The organism is Marinobacter manganoxydans MnI7-9 (genome assembly GCF_000235625.1).
Lineage (GTDB): Bacteria > Pseudomonadota > Gammaproteobacteria > Pseudomonadales > Oleiphilaceae > Marinobacter > Marinobacter manganoxydans.
Genome location: NZ_AGTR01000011.1, coordinates 13,962 through 29,500, shown reverse-complemented (window position 1 = coordinate 29,500; position 15,539 = coordinate 13,962). Strand labels below are relative to the sequence as shown.

At 59.0% G+C, this 15,539-nt stretch carries 17 protein-coding genes; 8 read left to right on the top strand and 9 right to left on the bottom strand.

From position 1 onward, the window contains the following. Window positions 1-38 precede the first annotated feature (38 nt). Together gshA and rmf are read left to right on the top strand one after the other, a co-directional pair. Window positions 39-1,592 carry a glutamate--cysteine ligase gene (gene gshA / locus KYE_RS02035; protein ID WP_008169925.1) on the top strand — a complete coding sequence of 518 codons (1,554 nt, stop codon included), beginning with the start codon at window positions 39-41 and terminating at the stop codon, window positions 1,590-1,592. A gap of 125 nt (window positions 1,593-1,717) precedes the next feature. Then, window positions 1,718-1,933 (top strand): ribosome modulation factor, encoded by a 216-nt coding sequence (gene rmf, locus KYE_RS02030; RefSeq protein ID WP_008169923.1) that lies wholly within the window; start codon window positions 1,718-1,720, stop codon window positions 1,931-1,933. A 20-nt stretch (window positions 1,934-1,953) separates the two neighbouring features. On the opposite strand, the gene KYE_RS02025 is transcribed toward rmf, so the two are convergent. Continuing rightward, window positions 1,954-2,403, bottom strand: a complete 450-nt coding sequence (locus tag KYE_RS02025) for a flagellar basal body-associated FliL family protein (RefSeq protein ID WP_008169920.1) — start codon at window positions 2,401-2,403, stop codon at window positions 1,954-1,956. Between the two features lie 93 nt (window positions 2,404-2,496). On the opposite strand from KYE_RS02025, the gene KYE_RS02020 reads away from it, so the two are divergent. Further along, window positions 2,497-3,003, top strand: a complete 507-nt coding sequence (locus tag KYE_RS02020) for a disulfide bond formation protein B (protein WP_008169918.1) — start codon at window positions 2,497-2,499, stop codon at window positions 3,001-3,003. Window positions 3,004-3,103: 100 nt separating this feature from the next. After that, a complete protein-coding gene (locus KYE_RS02015) occupies window positions 3,104-3,583 on the top strand; it encodes an Rsd/AlgQ family anti-sigma factor (protein ID WP_008169916.1) in 480 nt (159 codons plus the stop codon). A gap of 96 nt (window positions 3,584-3,679) precedes the next feature. On the opposite strand, the gene KYE_RS02010 is transcribed toward KYE_RS02015, so the two are convergent. From KYE_RS02010 to KYE_RS02000, 3 genes are all read right to left on the bottom strand, one after another. Further along, a complete protein-coding gene (locus KYE_RS02010; RefSeq protein WP_008169914.1) occupies window positions 3,680-4,396 on the bottom strand; it encodes an FKBP-type peptidyl-prolyl cis-trans isomerase in 717 nt (238 codons plus the stop codon). Between the two features lie 124 nt (window positions 4,397-4,520). Then, window positions 4,521-4,907: a DUF4124 domain-containing protein gene (locus KYE_RS02005; RefSeq protein WP_008169912.1), complete on the bottom strand. Its 387-nt coding sequence runs from the start codon at window positions 4,905-4,907 to the stop codon at window positions 4,521-4,523. Then, window positions 4,904-5,461: a TIGR02444 family protein gene (locus KYE_RS02000; protein WP_008169909.1), complete on the bottom strand. Its 558-nt coding sequence runs from the start codon at window positions 5,459-5,461 to the stop codon at window positions 4,904-4,906. The genes KYE_RS02005 and KYE_RS02000 overlap by 4 nt, the downstream gene beginning before the upstream one ends. 46 nt (window positions 5,462-5,507) lie before the next feature. On the opposite strand from KYE_RS02000, the gene KYE_RS01995 reads away from it, so the two are divergent. Further along, the gene (locus KYE_RS01995) at window positions 5,508-7,451 is read left to right on the top strand and encodes an ATP-binding cassette domain-containing protein (RefSeq protein ID WP_050898233.1); all 1,944 of its coding nucleotides are present in this window, start codon (window positions 5,508-5,510) and stop codon (window positions 7,449-7,451) included. 6 nt (window positions 7,452-7,457) lie between these two features. Here KYE_RS01995 and ppx read toward each other — a convergent pair whose 3' ends face one another. Beyond that, entirely contained in the window at window positions 7,458-8,984 is a 1,527-nt protein-coding gene (gene ppx / locus KYE_RS01990; protein ID WP_008169902.1) for an exopolyphosphatase, read from the bottom strand. Between the two features lie 293 nt (window positions 8,985-9,277). Between ppx and trxA the strand changes: the two genes are divergently transcribed. After that, the gene (gene trxA / locus KYE_RS01985; protein WP_008169901.1) at window positions 9,278-9,604 is read left to right on the top strand and encodes a thioredoxin TrxA; all 327 of its coding nucleotides are present in this window, start codon (window positions 9,278-9,280) and stop codon (window positions 9,602-9,604) included. 63 nt (window positions 9,605-9,667) lie between these two features. Here trxA and KYE_RS01980 read toward each other — a convergent pair whose 3' ends face one another. From KYE_RS01980 to moaB, 4 genes are read right to left on the bottom strand one after another with little or no spacing between them, the layout of a single operon-like run. After that, a complete protein-coding gene (locus KYE_RS01980; protein ID WP_008169899.1) occupies window positions 9,668-10,114 on the bottom strand; it encodes a molybdenum cofactor biosynthesis protein MoaE in 447 nt (148 codons plus the stop codon). Window position 10,115: 1 nt separating this feature from the next. Further along, complete coding sequence (locus KYE_RS01975; RefSeq protein WP_008169896.1) at window positions 10,116-10,376, bottom strand: MoaD/ThiS family protein; 261 nt, start codon at window positions 10,374-10,376, stop codon at window positions 10,116-10,118. A 2-nt stretch (window positions 10,377-10,378) separates the two neighbouring features. Then, complete coding sequence (glp, locus tag KYE_RS01970; RefSeq protein ID WP_008169894.1) at window positions 10,379-11,593, bottom strand: gephyrin-like molybdotransferase Glp; 1,215 nt, start codon at window positions 11,591-11,593, stop codon at window positions 10,379-10,381. Window positions 11,594-11,626: 33 nt separating this feature from the next. Then, complete coding sequence (moaB, locus tag KYE_RS01965; RefSeq protein WP_008169892.1) at window positions 11,627-12,199, bottom strand: molybdenum cofactor biosynthesis protein B; 573 nt, start codon at window positions 12,197-12,199, stop codon at window positions 11,627-11,629. Between the two features lie 364 nt (window positions 12,200-12,563). On the opposite strand from moaB, the gene rho reads away from it, so the two are divergent. Beyond that, complete coding sequence (gene rho, locus KYE_RS01960; RefSeq protein ID WP_008169890.1) at window positions 12,564-13,826, top strand: transcription termination factor Rho; 1,263 nt, start codon at window positions 12,564-12,566, stop codon at window positions 13,824-13,826. A 224-nt stretch (window positions 13,827-14,050) separates the two neighbouring features. After that, the gene (gene ubiD, locus KYE_RS01955) at window positions 14,051-15,538 is read left to right on the top strand and encodes a 4-hydroxy-3-polyprenylbenzoate decarboxylase (protein WP_008169889.1); all 1,488 of its coding nucleotides are present in this window, start codon (window positions 14,051-14,053) and stop codon (window positions 15,536-15,538) included. Window position 15,539: the final 1 nt, after the last annotated feature.

The following is a 15,539-nucleotide window of genomic DNA, read 5'->3' as shown; positions in this document are numbered from 1 at the left end:
TATGCACAAGAGCAAGCCGGCCGCAGCAGGAGTCGACCATGGCTGAATCCCGCCATTCCGTATTTCGTCAGTTCGCTGCCAGCGACTGGGATGGTTTCCTCAAGGGTGTCGAAAAAGAAGGGCTGCGGGTGGATCGCAACGGCTTCATCGCCCAGACTCCGCACCCCGAAGCCCTGGGGTCGGCGCTTACCCATCCGAGGATTACCACCGACTATTCAGAGGCCTTGCTGGAGCTGATTACGCCGGTGTTCGACAGCACGGCAGGCATGCTGAAATCGCTGCGGGATATCCACACGTTTGTGCAGCAGAACCTGGGTGACGAAGTGTTCTGGGCGACAAGCATGCCCTGTGAGCTGGATGGTGACCCGAGTATCCCCATCGCCGAGTATGGCAGCTCCAATATTGGCCAACTCAAGCATGTTTACCGGCAGGGACTGGCTGTGCGCTACGGCCGTATGATGCAGAGCATCGCGGGCGCCCACTACAATCTGTCCCTGCCCGACAGTTTCTGGCACAAGTGGCAGGAATTGCTGGGCAACGAGCAAAGCCTGAAAGACTTCAAGTCGGACCAGTATTTCTGGCTAATTCGCAATTTCCGCCGCCGCAGTTGGCTGCTGATGTTGCTGTTCGGTGCTTCGCCCGCTCTGGATGCCAGCTTTGTAGCCGGCGTGAACCATGATCTCTCCCGATTTGATGAACGCACCTGGTTCGGTGAGTACGCAACCTCGTTGCGGATGGGCGATCTTGGGTACCACAACAACGCACAGGCATCCCTGAATATTTGTTTCAACGAGCTGAGCACCTACACCCAGACTCTGGATCGAGCCATTCACACCACCTGGCCGGCGTATGAGTCGATCGGCACCCGCCGGGGCGACAAGTTCATCCAGATCAACACCAGCGTACTGCAGATCGAGAACGAGTATTACAGCGCGGTGCGCCCCAAACGCACGACGCAGCGTGAGGAAAAGCCCATCCAGGCCCTCGAAGCCCGGGGTGTGGAGTACATTGAGGTGCGATGTTTGGATCTTGATCCCTTCTCGCCGGTTGGTGTGAACGAGGCCCAGATCGATTTTCTGGATCTGTTCCTGCTGGACTGCCTGCTAGCAGACTCTCCCCGAATTGGCGATGCCGAATGTGAACGCCTGGATGACAACTACAAGGATGTGGTCGCCAATGGGCGTTATCGAGAGTTGGCGCTTTGCCGTGGTGGGCATCGTACCCCGGTATCCGACGCTGCGAACGACATTCTGTCGCAGCTGGAGCCCCTTGCGGAACTGCTCGATAGTTGGCGGGGTGATGACACCTACCGCAACGCCCTTGCCGCCCAGCGCGAAGTGTTGACCGGTGAATGGACCGTGCCGTCTGCCCGGGTTCTCGATGCCATGCGTTCCTCTGGCCTGGGTCACCGGGAGTGGGGTATGGAAATGGCGCGGCAGCATCAGCAGAGCCTTAGGCAGGAAGGTCTTGGTGATGATGTGCGCCGCGCGTTTGAGGCTATGACGTCAGAATCCCTGACCGAGCAGGCCGACATGGAAAGCGCCGATACCCTGTCGTTCAGCGAGTTTCTGGAACAGTACCTGCGCTCTTGAACGTTGGGTTCGGGAGGCGTCGCAGGAGGAGTCTGCGGACCTGACGCACAGAAACTGAACAAAGATTTGTCTCCCTCCGGTCCGGCTGTTAATTTTTGTAACATCAGGATCGGGAGGGGATTGCGATGGCAAGGGATATCAAACTCGGCTGGGACGTGGAAGCCCTGAACAAGGCTTACCGACAGGGCTATATGGCGGCCAACATGGGCATGGACAAATCCCGCTGCCCCTATCGTGGTGACGTCGTTATTGCGGCCTGGGAAGCCGGTTGGGATGATGCCGATCAGGTGGCCCGTGATGACCGCGACCAGTCAGATGATCTGTTCTCGCGGATCGCCTGAACCACTGGCCGGTTCCAGCTTCACTTCTGCACGACAAACTCCGTAAACAGCACGCCGGCTATGCTTTCGCCGGTCTGCTGCTCTTCCAGTACCGCATTGATTCGCTGTTTGGCTTCTTCGCGCAGCGCCTCCTGGCCCTCCATTGAGGTGAGGCGATCGGTATCCGTTTGCTCACCAAACAGCATGACCAGTTCGTGTCGCAATCGGGGCATGTGAGCATCCACGGCAGGCCGTGCGCTCGCGCTGTTTGCCCGCAGACTGACCGCGGCTTTCAGATAGGTTGGCTTGTTGCCGGGCGTACCCACGTGGGTCACGAACGGTGGATCCATGCTGATGTAGTCGGTAAAGCTGTTTTCTTCTTCAGCCACCTCCTCTTCGGCATTTTCCTCTTCCTGGGAAACGGCCGGCAAAGAGATCGTTGCAAACAATAGAAAAAGAAGCGTCAGAACAGATTTTGGCTGGCGTGTCATAGGCTTGAAGTTGATCGTGGTTTAGGGTTAAGTGACGAGAATAGCAGGCCCTGTGGCCGCTTGCAGTTTCAATTCACGATTCGAGGTGTTCTTTTGACCAGCAGATGGGTTTTCGGGCTGATTTTCCTTGTATGTGCCGCGCTTCTGGGTGTGGCCTTTTATATGGAGCATGTGATGGGGCTGGAGCCCTGCCCGCTTTGCTGGTTACAGCGTTTTGGCTTCATGGGCGCCGGTCTTGTGAGTTTCCTGGCCTTCCTCCATGGCCCCGCCGGATTCGGTGTTCGCATCTATGGTTTCCTGCTGGTACTGACCGCCGGAGCCGGGCTCGGCGTCGCCGGTCGGCAACTGTGGCTGCAGAGCTTGCCGGCAGACCAGGTGCCCGCGTGTGGGCCCTCGGTTGACTACATGCTCGATGTTCTGCCCTGGTTTGAAGTGCTGTCTACCGCACTCAAGGGTACCGGAGACTGCGCCGAAGTAGTGTGGCGGTTCCTGGGTTTGAGTATCCCCGGCTGGACTGCTGTCTTTTTCTCGCTGCTTGTCATCACCGGTCTGGTTTTGATGTTTCGCCGGCAAAAACCCCGGGAATGGATTCGAGGCTGAAACGGTTGCGGGGAACCGCAGCCATGGGGTAACTTGATCCAAACCTAATAAAAATCAAAACCGAAACAGAAGTAGTCAAGACAAGCGGAGAACAGGCGTCATGTTGGAAAATTGCCGAAATGCCAGGGAGCGCTGGGGCGGCGTCAGCGAGCTGATTGATCGCTGGCTCAAGGAGCGTCAGGAGCTTCTGGTGCATTACTGCGACCTGTCCGGAGAAAGCGACTTCTCGCAGACTGAAGCATTGAGAGAAAAATTCGTACGCCTGTGTGAAGTTCTGGTGGATTACGTGTCTACCGGTCATTTCGAGATCTACGAGCAGTTGGTGCGAGAGGCCCGGGAATTTAACGATGGCGGGCTGGAGCTGGCTGCCAAGGTTTATCCCCGTATTGAGCAAACCACCGAGGTTGCCCTTAACTTCAATGACCGGCTGGATGGCCGGGATTTGTCCGAAGAGGATGTCAAAGAACTGTTCGGTGAATTGTCGAAGCTGGGTGAAACTCTGGAGACCCGGTTCGAGATGGAGGATTTTCTGATCGAGCATCTGCACAATGCCCATGCCGGCAAAGTAGCCTCTGCCTGAGAAATCCCTGAATCAAAAAAAAGCCCCAGTCCGGCATCGCCGGCTGGGGCTTTTTCGTGTGGCAGCCTCAGAACTGACAGCTGCCTGTTCTGGCGCTTAGTCTCCGGAGCCAGGGTTGATCTCGAGTAGCTCGACATCAAACACGAGGGTCTCGTTGGGGCCGATCGCCCTGTTGCCGCCGGGGCCGTAGGCCAGATCGGACGGAATGTAGAGCTTGTAACGGGCACCCTCGCTCATCAGCTGCAGGCCCTCGGTCCAGCCGGGAATCACCTGGTTCAGGGCGAAGGTAACCGGCTCACCGCGCTCGCGGGAGCTGTCAAATACTTCACCGGACAGCAGTTCACCGGTGTAATGCACCTGAACGGTGTCTGTTGCTGCCGGCTTTTCGCCGTCACCCTGCTCAAGTACTTCGTATTGCAGGCCGGATTCAGTGGTTTCCACACCTTCACGCTCTGCGTTCTCGGCAAGGAAGGCTTCGCCGGCATCCAGGTTCTTCTGGGCCAATTCTTCCATCTGCTTGCCCTGCTCTTCCTGCAGCTGCTGCTGGTAGGTCATCAGAGCCTGCTGGATTTCCTCGCGGCTCATGCGCTTGGCTTCTTCATCGCCGGCGTGGCCGTGCTGGATGCCCTGGAGGAACTGGTCCATCTGCAGATTCGGCAGGTCGTTACCCATGCGCTCACCGAGAACCAGGCCCATGCCATAGCTCACCTTCTGATCGGTGGAATCCAGTTTCGGTTGTTCCGGGGCTTCGGGGGGTGTGGAACAGCCGGCCACGAGGCCGGTCACTGCCAGTGCAAGGAGCGTTTTCTTCATTGCATTATCCTTTAACGTCGGTGCTTGGGGCAGGGCCCCGCGTTGTGTTTGTCAGAACGCAGAAGGTAACGGGTTCCGGCATCAGATGCCACTGAACATGTGTTAAGAAACCGGACGTGTCAGCTCAGCTGCCGTTGGTACCGGCAGCTGAGGGACCCAGGGAGAAAGGTGCGCTGTAGGGAGATTGCCAGTCTGTTTCCGGCTCCTGCGGCTGAATCCGGGGGAAGACCTTGTCACGTCGCTCGATAGCGAGGGTGTTCCAGCGGCCCTGTTCGGGCGGCTGGTCAGCGTAGTGCCAGTTGCCGTCGGTATCCTGCCATTTGAACACGATTTCGGGGCCCTCGGTGGGAATCGGGGACGGGACCAGTCCTTCAAACGCGGGAATCTCGGGCTGCTCGTGCTCTGCCACAGGTTCGGAGACCTGCTCCGGGTCGTTCAGACCGAAGAAAATCAGCAATAGCAATAACCCGAGAGCCGGGAACGAGAGCCGTATGAGCCATTTCATCATCATGGCTGATGGTCTCCCTTGGGAAAGTGGGCCAGAGTATCGGCCAGTGTATTCAGCAAGGGCCTTGCATCGTCCTCAACGGGTAAGGTCGGTGCTGCCGCAAACAGATTGTTGATGATCAGTGCGTCGCGTCCCTGCATGTCTGCGTGTTCCGGGTTAATGGTCATTAGCGTTCGCCAGCTCAGGGCCAGTTCAATCTGTTCGGCTTCAAGCTCCAGGCCGGCGATGCCGGTGCGAAGCTTCTGACAGTTGTCGGCGCTGCCGGGCAGCGATTTCCGCGCGCTCCGGAGGGCAACGGTTACACGGTCGCGCCACTCTGTTACCGTAGCGTCCTCGACCCCGGCGAAGACCCTGCCAGAGAGTGCAAGCCAGGCCGCACCGAGAATCCGCGTTACGCTCCAGCCCTGATTCTGAAGCGCCAGGCAGCTGTTCTGGACATCCGGACGTTTCCAGAACGCCAGGGCAAAACGCCAGAGCGGGTTGTCCGGTTCCAGATCTGCCGGAAGTTCCAGCGGCGGTGTCGAAAAATCCGGGGTGGTCGCCGAGCGGACCGACATAGGCGCTGTGCCTTCCCTGAACACTTTACGTTGATAAAATGAAAGCATGTTAACGATAACCGATCTCAGTTTACAACGGGGCGGCGTCTGGTTGCTAGAATCCGTCAGCCTGACGGTGCAACCCGGCCAGCGTGTCGCGATCGTCGGTGCCAATGGTGCCGGCAAGTCCAGTCTTTTCCAGCTCTTGCTGGGCCAGTTGGCGCCAGAGCAGGGCGCGGTCTCTCTGCCGGGTGGTTGCCGGATTGCCCACATGGCGCAGGAGGTAGAAGCCACCGAGCGCAGCGCGAGGGATTTTGTTCTAGATGGCGACCTGGATTTGCGCCGCCTGGAAGGTGAACTTGCCAGGGCCGAGGCCGCAGGTGACGATCATGCCATTGCCCGCATACACGGTGAGCTGGATGTGCACGAGGCCTGGTCCGCCGGCCGCCGGGCCGAGGCCTTGCTGCGCGGGCTGGGATTCTCGGACGAGGACGCGAACCGGCCGGTATCGGCGTTTTCCGGTGGTTGGCGAATCCGCCTGAACCTGGCCCAGGCCCTGATGCGACCGTCCGATCTGCTGCTTCTGGACGAGCCCACTAACCACCTGGATCTGGATGCCTGTCTGTGGCTCGAGAATTGGCTGCGGCGCTATCCCGGTACCCTGCTGTTTATCTCCCACGACCGCGATTTCATGGATAGGGTCGCTACCCATGTCGTGCATTTCGATCGCCGTAACCTGGAACTGTATACGGGTAATTACTCAGCCTTTGAGGGCCAGCGCAGTGAGCGTCTGGCCCAGCAGCAGGCCGGTTTTGAACGCCAGCAGGCCAGGATCGCCGAAATCCAGCGGTTCATCGATCGGTTCAAGGCCAAGGCCACGAAGGCCCGTCAGGCCCAGAGCCGCGTCAAGGCTCTGGAGCGGATGGAGCGCATTGCCCCGGCCCATATCGATTCGCCGTTCAGCTTCGAGTTTCCGGTGGCCGAGAAGGTTTCCAATCCGCTGTTGTCGATACGCAATGGCAAGGCCGGGCACGGCAGTACTGCAATCCTCAACAGCATTAACCTGACCCTGTTGCCGGGCAGCAGGGTCGGGCTGCTGGGTCCCAATGGTGCGGGCAAGTCTACCCTGATGGATGCACTCCGGGGTGAGGGCACGTTGATGTCTGGTGATCGTACCTGTGGCGAGCATCTGGCCATCGGCTACTTTGCCCAGCATCAGCTGGAGTCCCTGGATCTGGATGCCAGCCCTTTCCTGCATCTTCAGCGGCTTTCCCCGAAGGCGTCAGAGCAGAGTATACGGAATTTCCTTGGTGGCTTTGATTTTCATGGCGATGAAGCCCTGAGTGCCATCCGGTCGTTTTCCGGTGGCGAAAAGGCCCGCGTGGCGCTGGCCGTGATCGCATGGCAGAGACCCAACCTGCTCCTGCTGGACGAGCCCACGAACCACCTGGATCTGGAAATGCGCCAGGCTCTGACCATGGCGCTGCAGAACTTTGAAGGCGCTATTGTGGTGGTTTCTCACGACCGGCACTTGCTAAGGAACACCGTGGACGAGTTCTGGCTGGTCAATGATGGTCGGGTAACGGAGTACCAGGGCGATCTGGAAGACTATGAGCGTTGGCTGGCGGACCGCCGGAAAGACGAAACCGAGGCACCTAGGAGAGTGCCGGTCGGCCAGGAGGGGGTGCCCGAGGCCGCTGAGGCGGTGGGCGAGAGTGCCGAAGATCGGAAGGCGCGCAAGCGGGCAGAGGCGGCTCTTCGCCAGAAACTCAGCCCCTACCGTAAAAAACAGAGTGCGCTGGAAAAGGAAATGGACCAGCTTCAGCAGAAGCTGTCAGCTCTGGAAGAGCAGCTATCCGAACCCGACCTTTACGACGACAGCGGCAAGACCCGTCTGAAAGAGTTGTTGGCGGAGCAGGCCACCGCAACCGCCCGCCTGGAAGAGGTGGAGGCGCAGTGGCTTGAAGTCAGCGAAGAGGTGGAGTCCCTGGAGGCCGAGTTGGCTGGCTGAGCGCGCTCAGCCGCCGTTCAGTTCCAGAACAAAGTCCTGTTTGGCGAGATAGTCCCGTTCGTTTTCCAGGTCGGCCAGGGTCAGTGGCCTGTCATCCAGCCAACCTGACGGAAACTCCAGCACCAACTTGTCCTTGTGTGCCGTCAGGGTGAAGGCCGGAGGCGGCTCCATGTTGCGTGGGTGTTGAATCAGAACCGCCAGGCGCACCAGCACGCAGAGGTAACGCAGCCTGGCAATGTCTTCCGGGTCCAGGCCCTCGAAGATTGCCGAGGCGAATTTTCTCCGGTGGCCGCGCACGAGAGTTGCCAGGTCGCGCTGGAACTGCTGGGTGAAGCCGGGCAGATCCGAGTAGCGCAACAGGTAGGCGCCGTGTTTATGGTACTGGCTATGGGAAATGGTCAGGCCGATCTCATGCAGTCGGCAGGCCCAGCGCAGTACTTCTTCATCTGCCGGGGTGTTCAGGGCCCAGGCGTCGGCAACCTGCCGCCATGCTGCCACGGCAGTTTCCTCAACGGCAGCGCCATGTTCCTGGTCAACGTGGTAACGCTCCTGAAGCGCGGAAATGGTTCGCTCACGGACATCCTCGTGCTGGATTCGCCCGACAATGTCGTAAAGCAGACCTTCCCGCAGAGCACCATCGGCGAACGCCATGTCCTTGATACCAAGGGATTGGAATGCCCCCATCAGGATGGCAAATCCGGCCGGGAATATGCTCTGGCGGTCCGAGCGTACGCCCAGATCTCCCAGTTTTTCTGTTTTACCCATGTCCACCAGCCGCTTGCGAAGTTCCTGCATGGCGGCGAGGGTAATGGTGCCGTCGGTGATCTTCAGGGTCGCCAATACGCTGGCAATGGCTTTGATCGAGCCGGATGAGCCCACCGCACTTTGCCACCCCACGGAGCGGTAATGCTGGCGGATGTTGAGCAGTTCCTGTTCTGCGTGGGTCACTGCCTTGTCCATCTGCCGCCTGGTTATCTTGCCGTCCGGGAAATACCGGTTACGGAACGACACGCAACCCATGTGCAGGCTTTCAAGCTCCTGGGGTTCAAACCGCTGGCCGATGATGAATTCGGTGCTGCCACCGCCAATATCGATAACCAGTCGACGCCCGATGTCGTCGGAGAGGGTATGTGAAACCCCCAGATAGATCAGGCGTGCTTCCTCGCGGCCGGCAATGATCTCTACCGGATAGCCCAGCGCTTCTTCGGCCCGGGCCATGAACTGATGGGCATTGCGCGCCACGCGAAGCGCGTTGGTGCCGACAATCTGCACCGCCTCTGGCGGCATGCCCTTGAGCCGTTGAGCGAAGCGTCCCAGGCAGGCGAGGGCCCGCTCCTGGGCGTCTTCAGTGAGCCGGTTGTATTGGTCCAGCCCAGCTCCGAGCTGAACCTTTTCTCCCATCTTCTCGAGGGTCCGGATTTCCCCATGCACTAGTCTGGCAACCACCATGTGGAAGCTGTTCGAGCCCATGTCGATGGCTGCGAGTACCTCGGATGAGGCGGCAGCGTTTTCGGCGGTGGATGCGGCCGTCACGTGGTCGGAATCCTTTTGAGATGAACGTGCGGGGTACTATAAGCGAAATCCCTCAGGCCTGTCAGTAACCGGAAAACCGCGCATTTGACGAGGGTCAGGCCTGGATCGGTTCTTACCGCTTCACATCCGGCTGATCAATCGCGTAAAGTATGTCTTACCGTGATTTGGGTGAAAGGTTGTTCGTATAACCCGGACAGCCTTCAGCGACAGTCAACAGCACCTGTGCCCGGCAGGTTATTCCCTGAAAGGGACATGCCGATGTGCAGCAGTAGTGCATGAATCAGGAAAAGGTAATGAGCGGAAATATCGTAAATGTAACCGACGCTTCTTTTGAGCAGGATGTACTGCAGTCCGACGTCCCCGTTCTGGTGGACTACTGGGCAGAGTGGTGCGGCCCCTGCAAGATGATTGCCCCGGTGCTTGAAGAGATTGCCGACGAATACGACGGCAAACTGAAAGTCTGCAAGCTCAACATTGACGAGAACGAGCAGACCCCGCCGAAGTTCAACATCCGTGGTATTCCGACCCTGATGTTGTTCAAGAACGGCAATGTGGACGCCACGAAAGTTGGCGCACTCTCAAAATCCCAGCTGGCGGCCTTCCTGGACAGCAACCTCTGATTGCGGTCAGGTCGCCAAAAACCGCCCCTGAGCAAACGCTCGCGGGCGGTTTTTTTATTGCTGTTACTCCCAGCCTTCGGAACGTGCCAGATCCGACTCTTTTTGCTCTACCCAGTGCTCTCCGTCCGAAGCAATTTCCTTCTTCCAGAACGGCGCCGACGTCTTCAGGGCATCCATGATGAACTCGCAGGCGGCGAACGCGTCTCCACGGTGGGCGCTGCACACCCCGACAAAGACAATCTGGTCGCATAGCGCCAGCCGACCGACCCGGTGAATTACCCGGGCCTCGCGCACATCCCAGCGTTTTGAGGCATCATCAATAAGCCCCTGGATCACCTGTTCCGTCATCCCGGGGTAGTGCTCCAGGTAAAGTCCCGTGACGCCCTGCAGGTCGCCACTGTCCCTCACCAGGCCAGTAAACGTCGCAATGGCACCGGTGCCGGCCCCGCTGTCACGGAGTGCGGCATATTCCTCGGCAACATCAAAATCCTCAGACTGGACCGAAATCATTTCAACCTCCGGTGACCGGCGGGAAGAAGGCCAGCTCATCGCCGGCTTTTACCTCGAAGCCCGGTTTGGCCATGGCCTGGTTGATCGCGATCATCACGGGTTGGTCGCCCTGCAGCTGGCTCCAGGGGCCGCCCTGATCTGCCAGCTCCGCGAGTACATCGCCGGCGGTCAGCCCGGGTCTGGCATCGATAGTCAACTGATCGGTTTTCAGTTCCTCGCGCAGGCGGGCAAAGAAACGCACCGTAATCGTGTTATCACTCATGGTCAGCTCAACAGTTCCGCAAACGAATAGTAGGTTAGCAGGTCGCCGGGGCTTACGGTGGTGTTTTCGGGCACCACGGCCAGGCCGTCCGCCCAACAGGCAGAACTCAACATGCCGGAGCTCTGGTTGGGGAAGGCGGCAACCACAGGGTCCGAGCCCCGGGTTTCCTTCCGGGCCCTGACAAACTCCCGGCGCACCGATGCCGAGGAAATGGTAAAGTCGGCCGGTATCCGCTCGCCCGAGAGAGCTTTGGGATTGCGACCCTGGCGTTTCCGGATATAGGGCATGCCCACCACAAGGAAGGTGACCAGCACAGACCCGGGATTGCCGGGCAGTCCCAGTACCGGCGTGCCGCCGATGGCGCCAAAAGCTACGGGCTTGCCGGGTTTGATCGCCATTTTCCAGAGCGAAAGACCGCCGGATTCCTCCAGCACCGCGCGCACATGATCCTCCTCACCCACGGAAACGCCACCGCTGGTGATAATCAGATCGGCAGACTCCGCGGCACGCAACAGCGTTTCCCGAGTCGCCTCGCGCTTGTCTCTCAGAGTCTCGCACAGCACCACCTCGCAGCCGGCTTCGGCAAGCAGTCCCATCAGGGTGAAGCGGTTGCTGTTGTAGATCTGTCCCGGTCCGAGGGGCATGCCAGGTTCTACCAGTTCATCTCCCGTGGACAGAATGGCCACTTTTAACCTCGTCAGAACGGCAACCCGGGCAGCGCCCATGGACGCCAGCAGTCCCATCTCGTTGGGGCGCACCGTTGTCCCCTTTGCCAGTGCAAGGTCGCCCCGGGTCAGGTCCTGGCCACGGCGCCGGATATTCTGACCTTCGTCGACCGTAGCCTGGACCAGAATTCCCCCATCCGTCACCTCAATCCGCTCCTGCATGACCACCGAGTCGGCGCCCTCGGGAATCTCTGAGCCGGTAAAGATGCGCGCAGCGGTGCCGGGTTCCAGGGGCTTCGGCGCTTCACCGGCCGGAATCCGGGCCGAGACCGGTATTGGCCGGTCTCCATGCAGATCCTGTTTGCGCAGGGCGTATCCGTCCACCGCACTGTTGTCAGCCGGCGGCACGTCGGCCGGCACATAGTGGTTTTCGGCAAGTACCCGGCCCAGGGAGTCGGCCAGTGCGACGGTTTCAATCTGCGCAACCACCGGTGCTTCCGACAACAAGTGGTCCAGGGCATCTTCCAGGGGCGTGAGGTTTGGCTTGGCCATCAAGTCTTAACTCCGATCGGGATGTCTTCTGCCTCAGCGCTTGGCGCGCTGTCCAATGACTTCGTTGAGTCGCTGCATGGGCTTCTCGGGTTTGCGCAAGACCAGCCCCGAGAAATTGCATGGTGTGTGACGGCTGTCCAGCTGACTGAGGAGAATGCCTTCCCAGCCGGTGCGGCAGGCGCCGGTCGATCCGGGCAGGCAGAAGATCACCGTGTGGTTTGCCATTCCCGCCATCGCCCGTGACTGCACGGTTGATGATCCGATTTCGGCGGCTGACAGGCGGCGGAATTCCTCACCAAAGCCTTCGATGGTTTTGTCGAGCAAAGGCCTTACCGCCTCCGGTGTGCTATCTCGTTCAAGCAGGCCGGTGCCACCGGTAATGATCACTGCGTGCACCTGTGAATCGGCAATCCAGCCGGACAACAAGGCCCGCACCAGATAGACGTCGTCCGGCAGGATCCGGCGGGCGACCAGGTTGTGGCCGGCTTCGACCACGCTGTCCTCCAGAAATTGCCCGGACGTGTCCTGTTCAGGCCCACGGGTATCGGAGACGGTCAGCAGGGCAACGTTCAGGGGTTTCATTTCGGTACTGGGTACACTGCTCATGGATGGGCTCCATAATCGTTGAAAAGTTGTTATACGCCAGTATCGCCATCACGGGCTTTTAATGGAAGGGAGTAACCCATCAGGGGGAGGCGCCAGCGGCCGGTTGTGGCCGGTTTGGCGTGAAATTGCTGTTAATTTGTGCAGTGCACTTGACATTTGCCAGTCAGGTGGCCGATGATCGCTCTTGCCCGGCGAACGGTTGTTCCCACTCTCTGGCTTCAGTACCTTAATTCCGGACTCCATCTACACCGGTTGCTCCAACTGGCCAGCACCAAGTTCAGCGTTTTTTTACGATCAATACGTTCAGGGGCACCCCTGTCATTCCAATACTCGTTTACTTCCATTCCTGAAAATCCAACAAACTATGAATCTTACTGAACTCAAGCAGAAATCCGTGCCCGAATTGCTCGATATTGCGCAAGAGATGGGCCTCGATAACCTGGCTCGTTCGCGCAAACAGGATGTGATCTTCACAATCCTGAAGAAGCACGCAAAAAGCGGCGAAGACATCTACGGCGACGGCGTACTGGAAATTCTGCAGGACGGCTTCGGCTTCCTCCGTTCCGCTGATGCCTCCTACCTGGCAGGGCCTGACGACATCTATGTCTCTCCGAGTCAGATCCGCCGGTTTAACCTGCGCACGGGCGACACGGTCGCAGGCAAGATTCGCCCGCCCAAAGATGGTGAGCGCTACTTTGCCTTGTTGAAGGTCAGCGAGATCAATTTCGACAAGCCGGATAACGCCCGAAACAAGATTCTCTTCGAGAACCTCACGCCGCTGTTCCCGGACGAGCGCCTGATGCTCGAGGCCGGTAACGGCAGCACCGAGGATCTCTCCTCCCGGGTCCTGGACCTGGTTGCGCCCATCGGTAAAGGCCAGCGCGGGCTTATCGTTTCCCCGCCCAAGGCCGGTAAGACACTGCTGATGCAGAGCATCGCCCAGTCCATCACCCGCAACAATCCAGAGTGCCATGTCATGGTACTGCTGATTGACGAGCGGCCAGAGGAAGTGACCGAGATGCAGCGCACCGTGCGCGGCGAGGTCATCGCCTCCACGTTTGACGAGCCGCCGGCCCGCCACGTGCAGGTTGCTGAAATGGTGATCGAAAAGGCCAAGCGTCTGGTCGAGCACAAGAAGGACGTGGTTATTCTGCTGGATTCCATCACCCGTCTGGCTCGCGCCTACAACACGGTGATTCCGTCCTCCGGCAAGGTCCTGACCGGTGGTGTTGATGCCCATGCCCTGGAAAAACCCAAGCGTTTCTTCGGTGCCGCCCGTAACGTGGAAGAAGGCGGAAGCCTGACCATCCTTGCCACGGCGCTGGTCAACACCGGTTCCAAGATGGACGAGGTTATCTACGAGGAGTTCAAGGGCACCGGCAACATGGAGATCCATCTGGATCGCAAGATTGCCGAGAAGCGGACCTATCCGGCGATCAATATCCGCAGCTCCGGCACCCGTCGTGAGGATCTGCTGATGAGTGAAGCCGACATCCAGCGGGTCTGGATCCTGCGCAAGCTCCTGCACTCCATGGACGATGACACCGCCGCCATCGAGTTCCTGCTGGACAAGCTCAAGGACACCAAGACCAACGACGAGTTCTTCCAGTCCATGAAGCGTCGTTGATCTCTTCCCGGGTAGAGCACCTCGCGAATAACTGGTGATCTGAAGAACGAGGTGGGGACCTGCTTTCACAGACTGTGTCTTGCCATGGATGGCAAGACCAAGCCCCCAGGGATGGGTTCACGGCGTGTCTGGGAAAGCAGGTCCTCACCTTGTTCTAACTCCGAAAAAAGCAGTCCAGCGACCACCGATCTCCGTAGTACTGGCATATCTGAACGGAGTAACCGATGAAATACAACGACCTGCGAGACTTCATTGACCAGCTGGAGAAGCTGGGTGAGCTGAAACGCATCAGCGTTGAAGTCGACCCCCATCTGGAAATGACCGAAATCTGCGACCGTACATTGCGGGCAGGTGGTCCTGCGTTGTTGTTTGAAAACCCCAAGGGCTATGACATGCCGGTGCTGGCCAACCTGTTCGGGACACCGAAGCGGGTTGCGTTGGGCATGGGGCAGGATAACGTCACGGCGCTTCGGGACATCGGTAAGCTCCTCGCGTTTCTCAAGGAACCGGATCCCCCCAAGGGTTTCCGCGATGCCATCGAAAAACTGCCGCTGTTCCGGCAGGTGATGCGCATGAGCCCCAAGGTACTGCGTTCCGCGCCCTGCCAGGATGTCGTGATCGAAAAGGATCAGGTGGACCTGTATCAGATTCCGGTGCAGCATTGCTGGCCTGGCGATGCCGGGCCGCTGGTGACCTGGCCACTGGTGATTACCCGTGGGCCCCATAAAGAACGCCAGAACCTGGGCATCTACCGGCAGCAGGTCATCGGTCGCAACCGTCTGATCATGCGCTGGCTGAGTCATCGCGGTGGTGCCCTGGATTTCCAGGAGTTCCAGAAGAGCAATCCCGGCCAACCCTATCCGGTGGCTGTGGCCCTCGGTGCCGATCCGGCGACCATTCTGGGGGCGGTGACGCCGGTGCCGGATACGCTGTCGGAATACGCCTTTGCCGGGCTGCTTCGCGGCAGCCGGACCGAGCTGGTCAAGGCGGGGCTGAGCGATCTGCAGGTGCCGGCAAGCGCCGAAATCGTGCTGGAAGGTTTCATCTACCCGGATGACATGGCGCCGGAAGGACCGTTCGGTGATCACACCGGTTACTACAACGAAGTGGACCACTTCCCGGTATTCACCGTAGAACGGGTCACTCATCGCCGGGATCCGATCTATCACAGTACCTATACCGGTCGCCCGCCTGATGAGCCGGCGATTCTCGGGGTGGCCCTGAACGAGGTCTTTATTCCGATTCTGCAGAAGCAGTTCCCGGAGATCGTGGATTTTTACCTGCCACCGGAAGGCTGTTCCTATCGCCTTGCAGTGGTGACCATGAAGAAACAGTACCCCGGCCATGCCAAACGGGTGATGATGGGGGTATGGTCGTTTCTTCGGCAGTTCATGTACACCAAGTTTGTGATTGTCACGGATGACGACGTGAATGCCCGTAACTGGGAAGACGTGATCTGGGCGATCACTACCCGGATGGATCCAACCCGGGATACCACGCTGGTGGAGAATACGCCCATCGATTACCTGGACTTTGCCTCGCCGGTATCCGGCCTGGGTTCCAAAATGGGGATGGATGCCACCAACAAGTGGCCGGGTGAGACTACCCGAGAGTGGGGTGAGCCGATCGCCATGACCGAAGAGGTGAAAAAACGCGTCGACGAGCTGTGGGATACCCTGGGCATTGAAAGTCCGGCATCGCGCCCCGACTGAT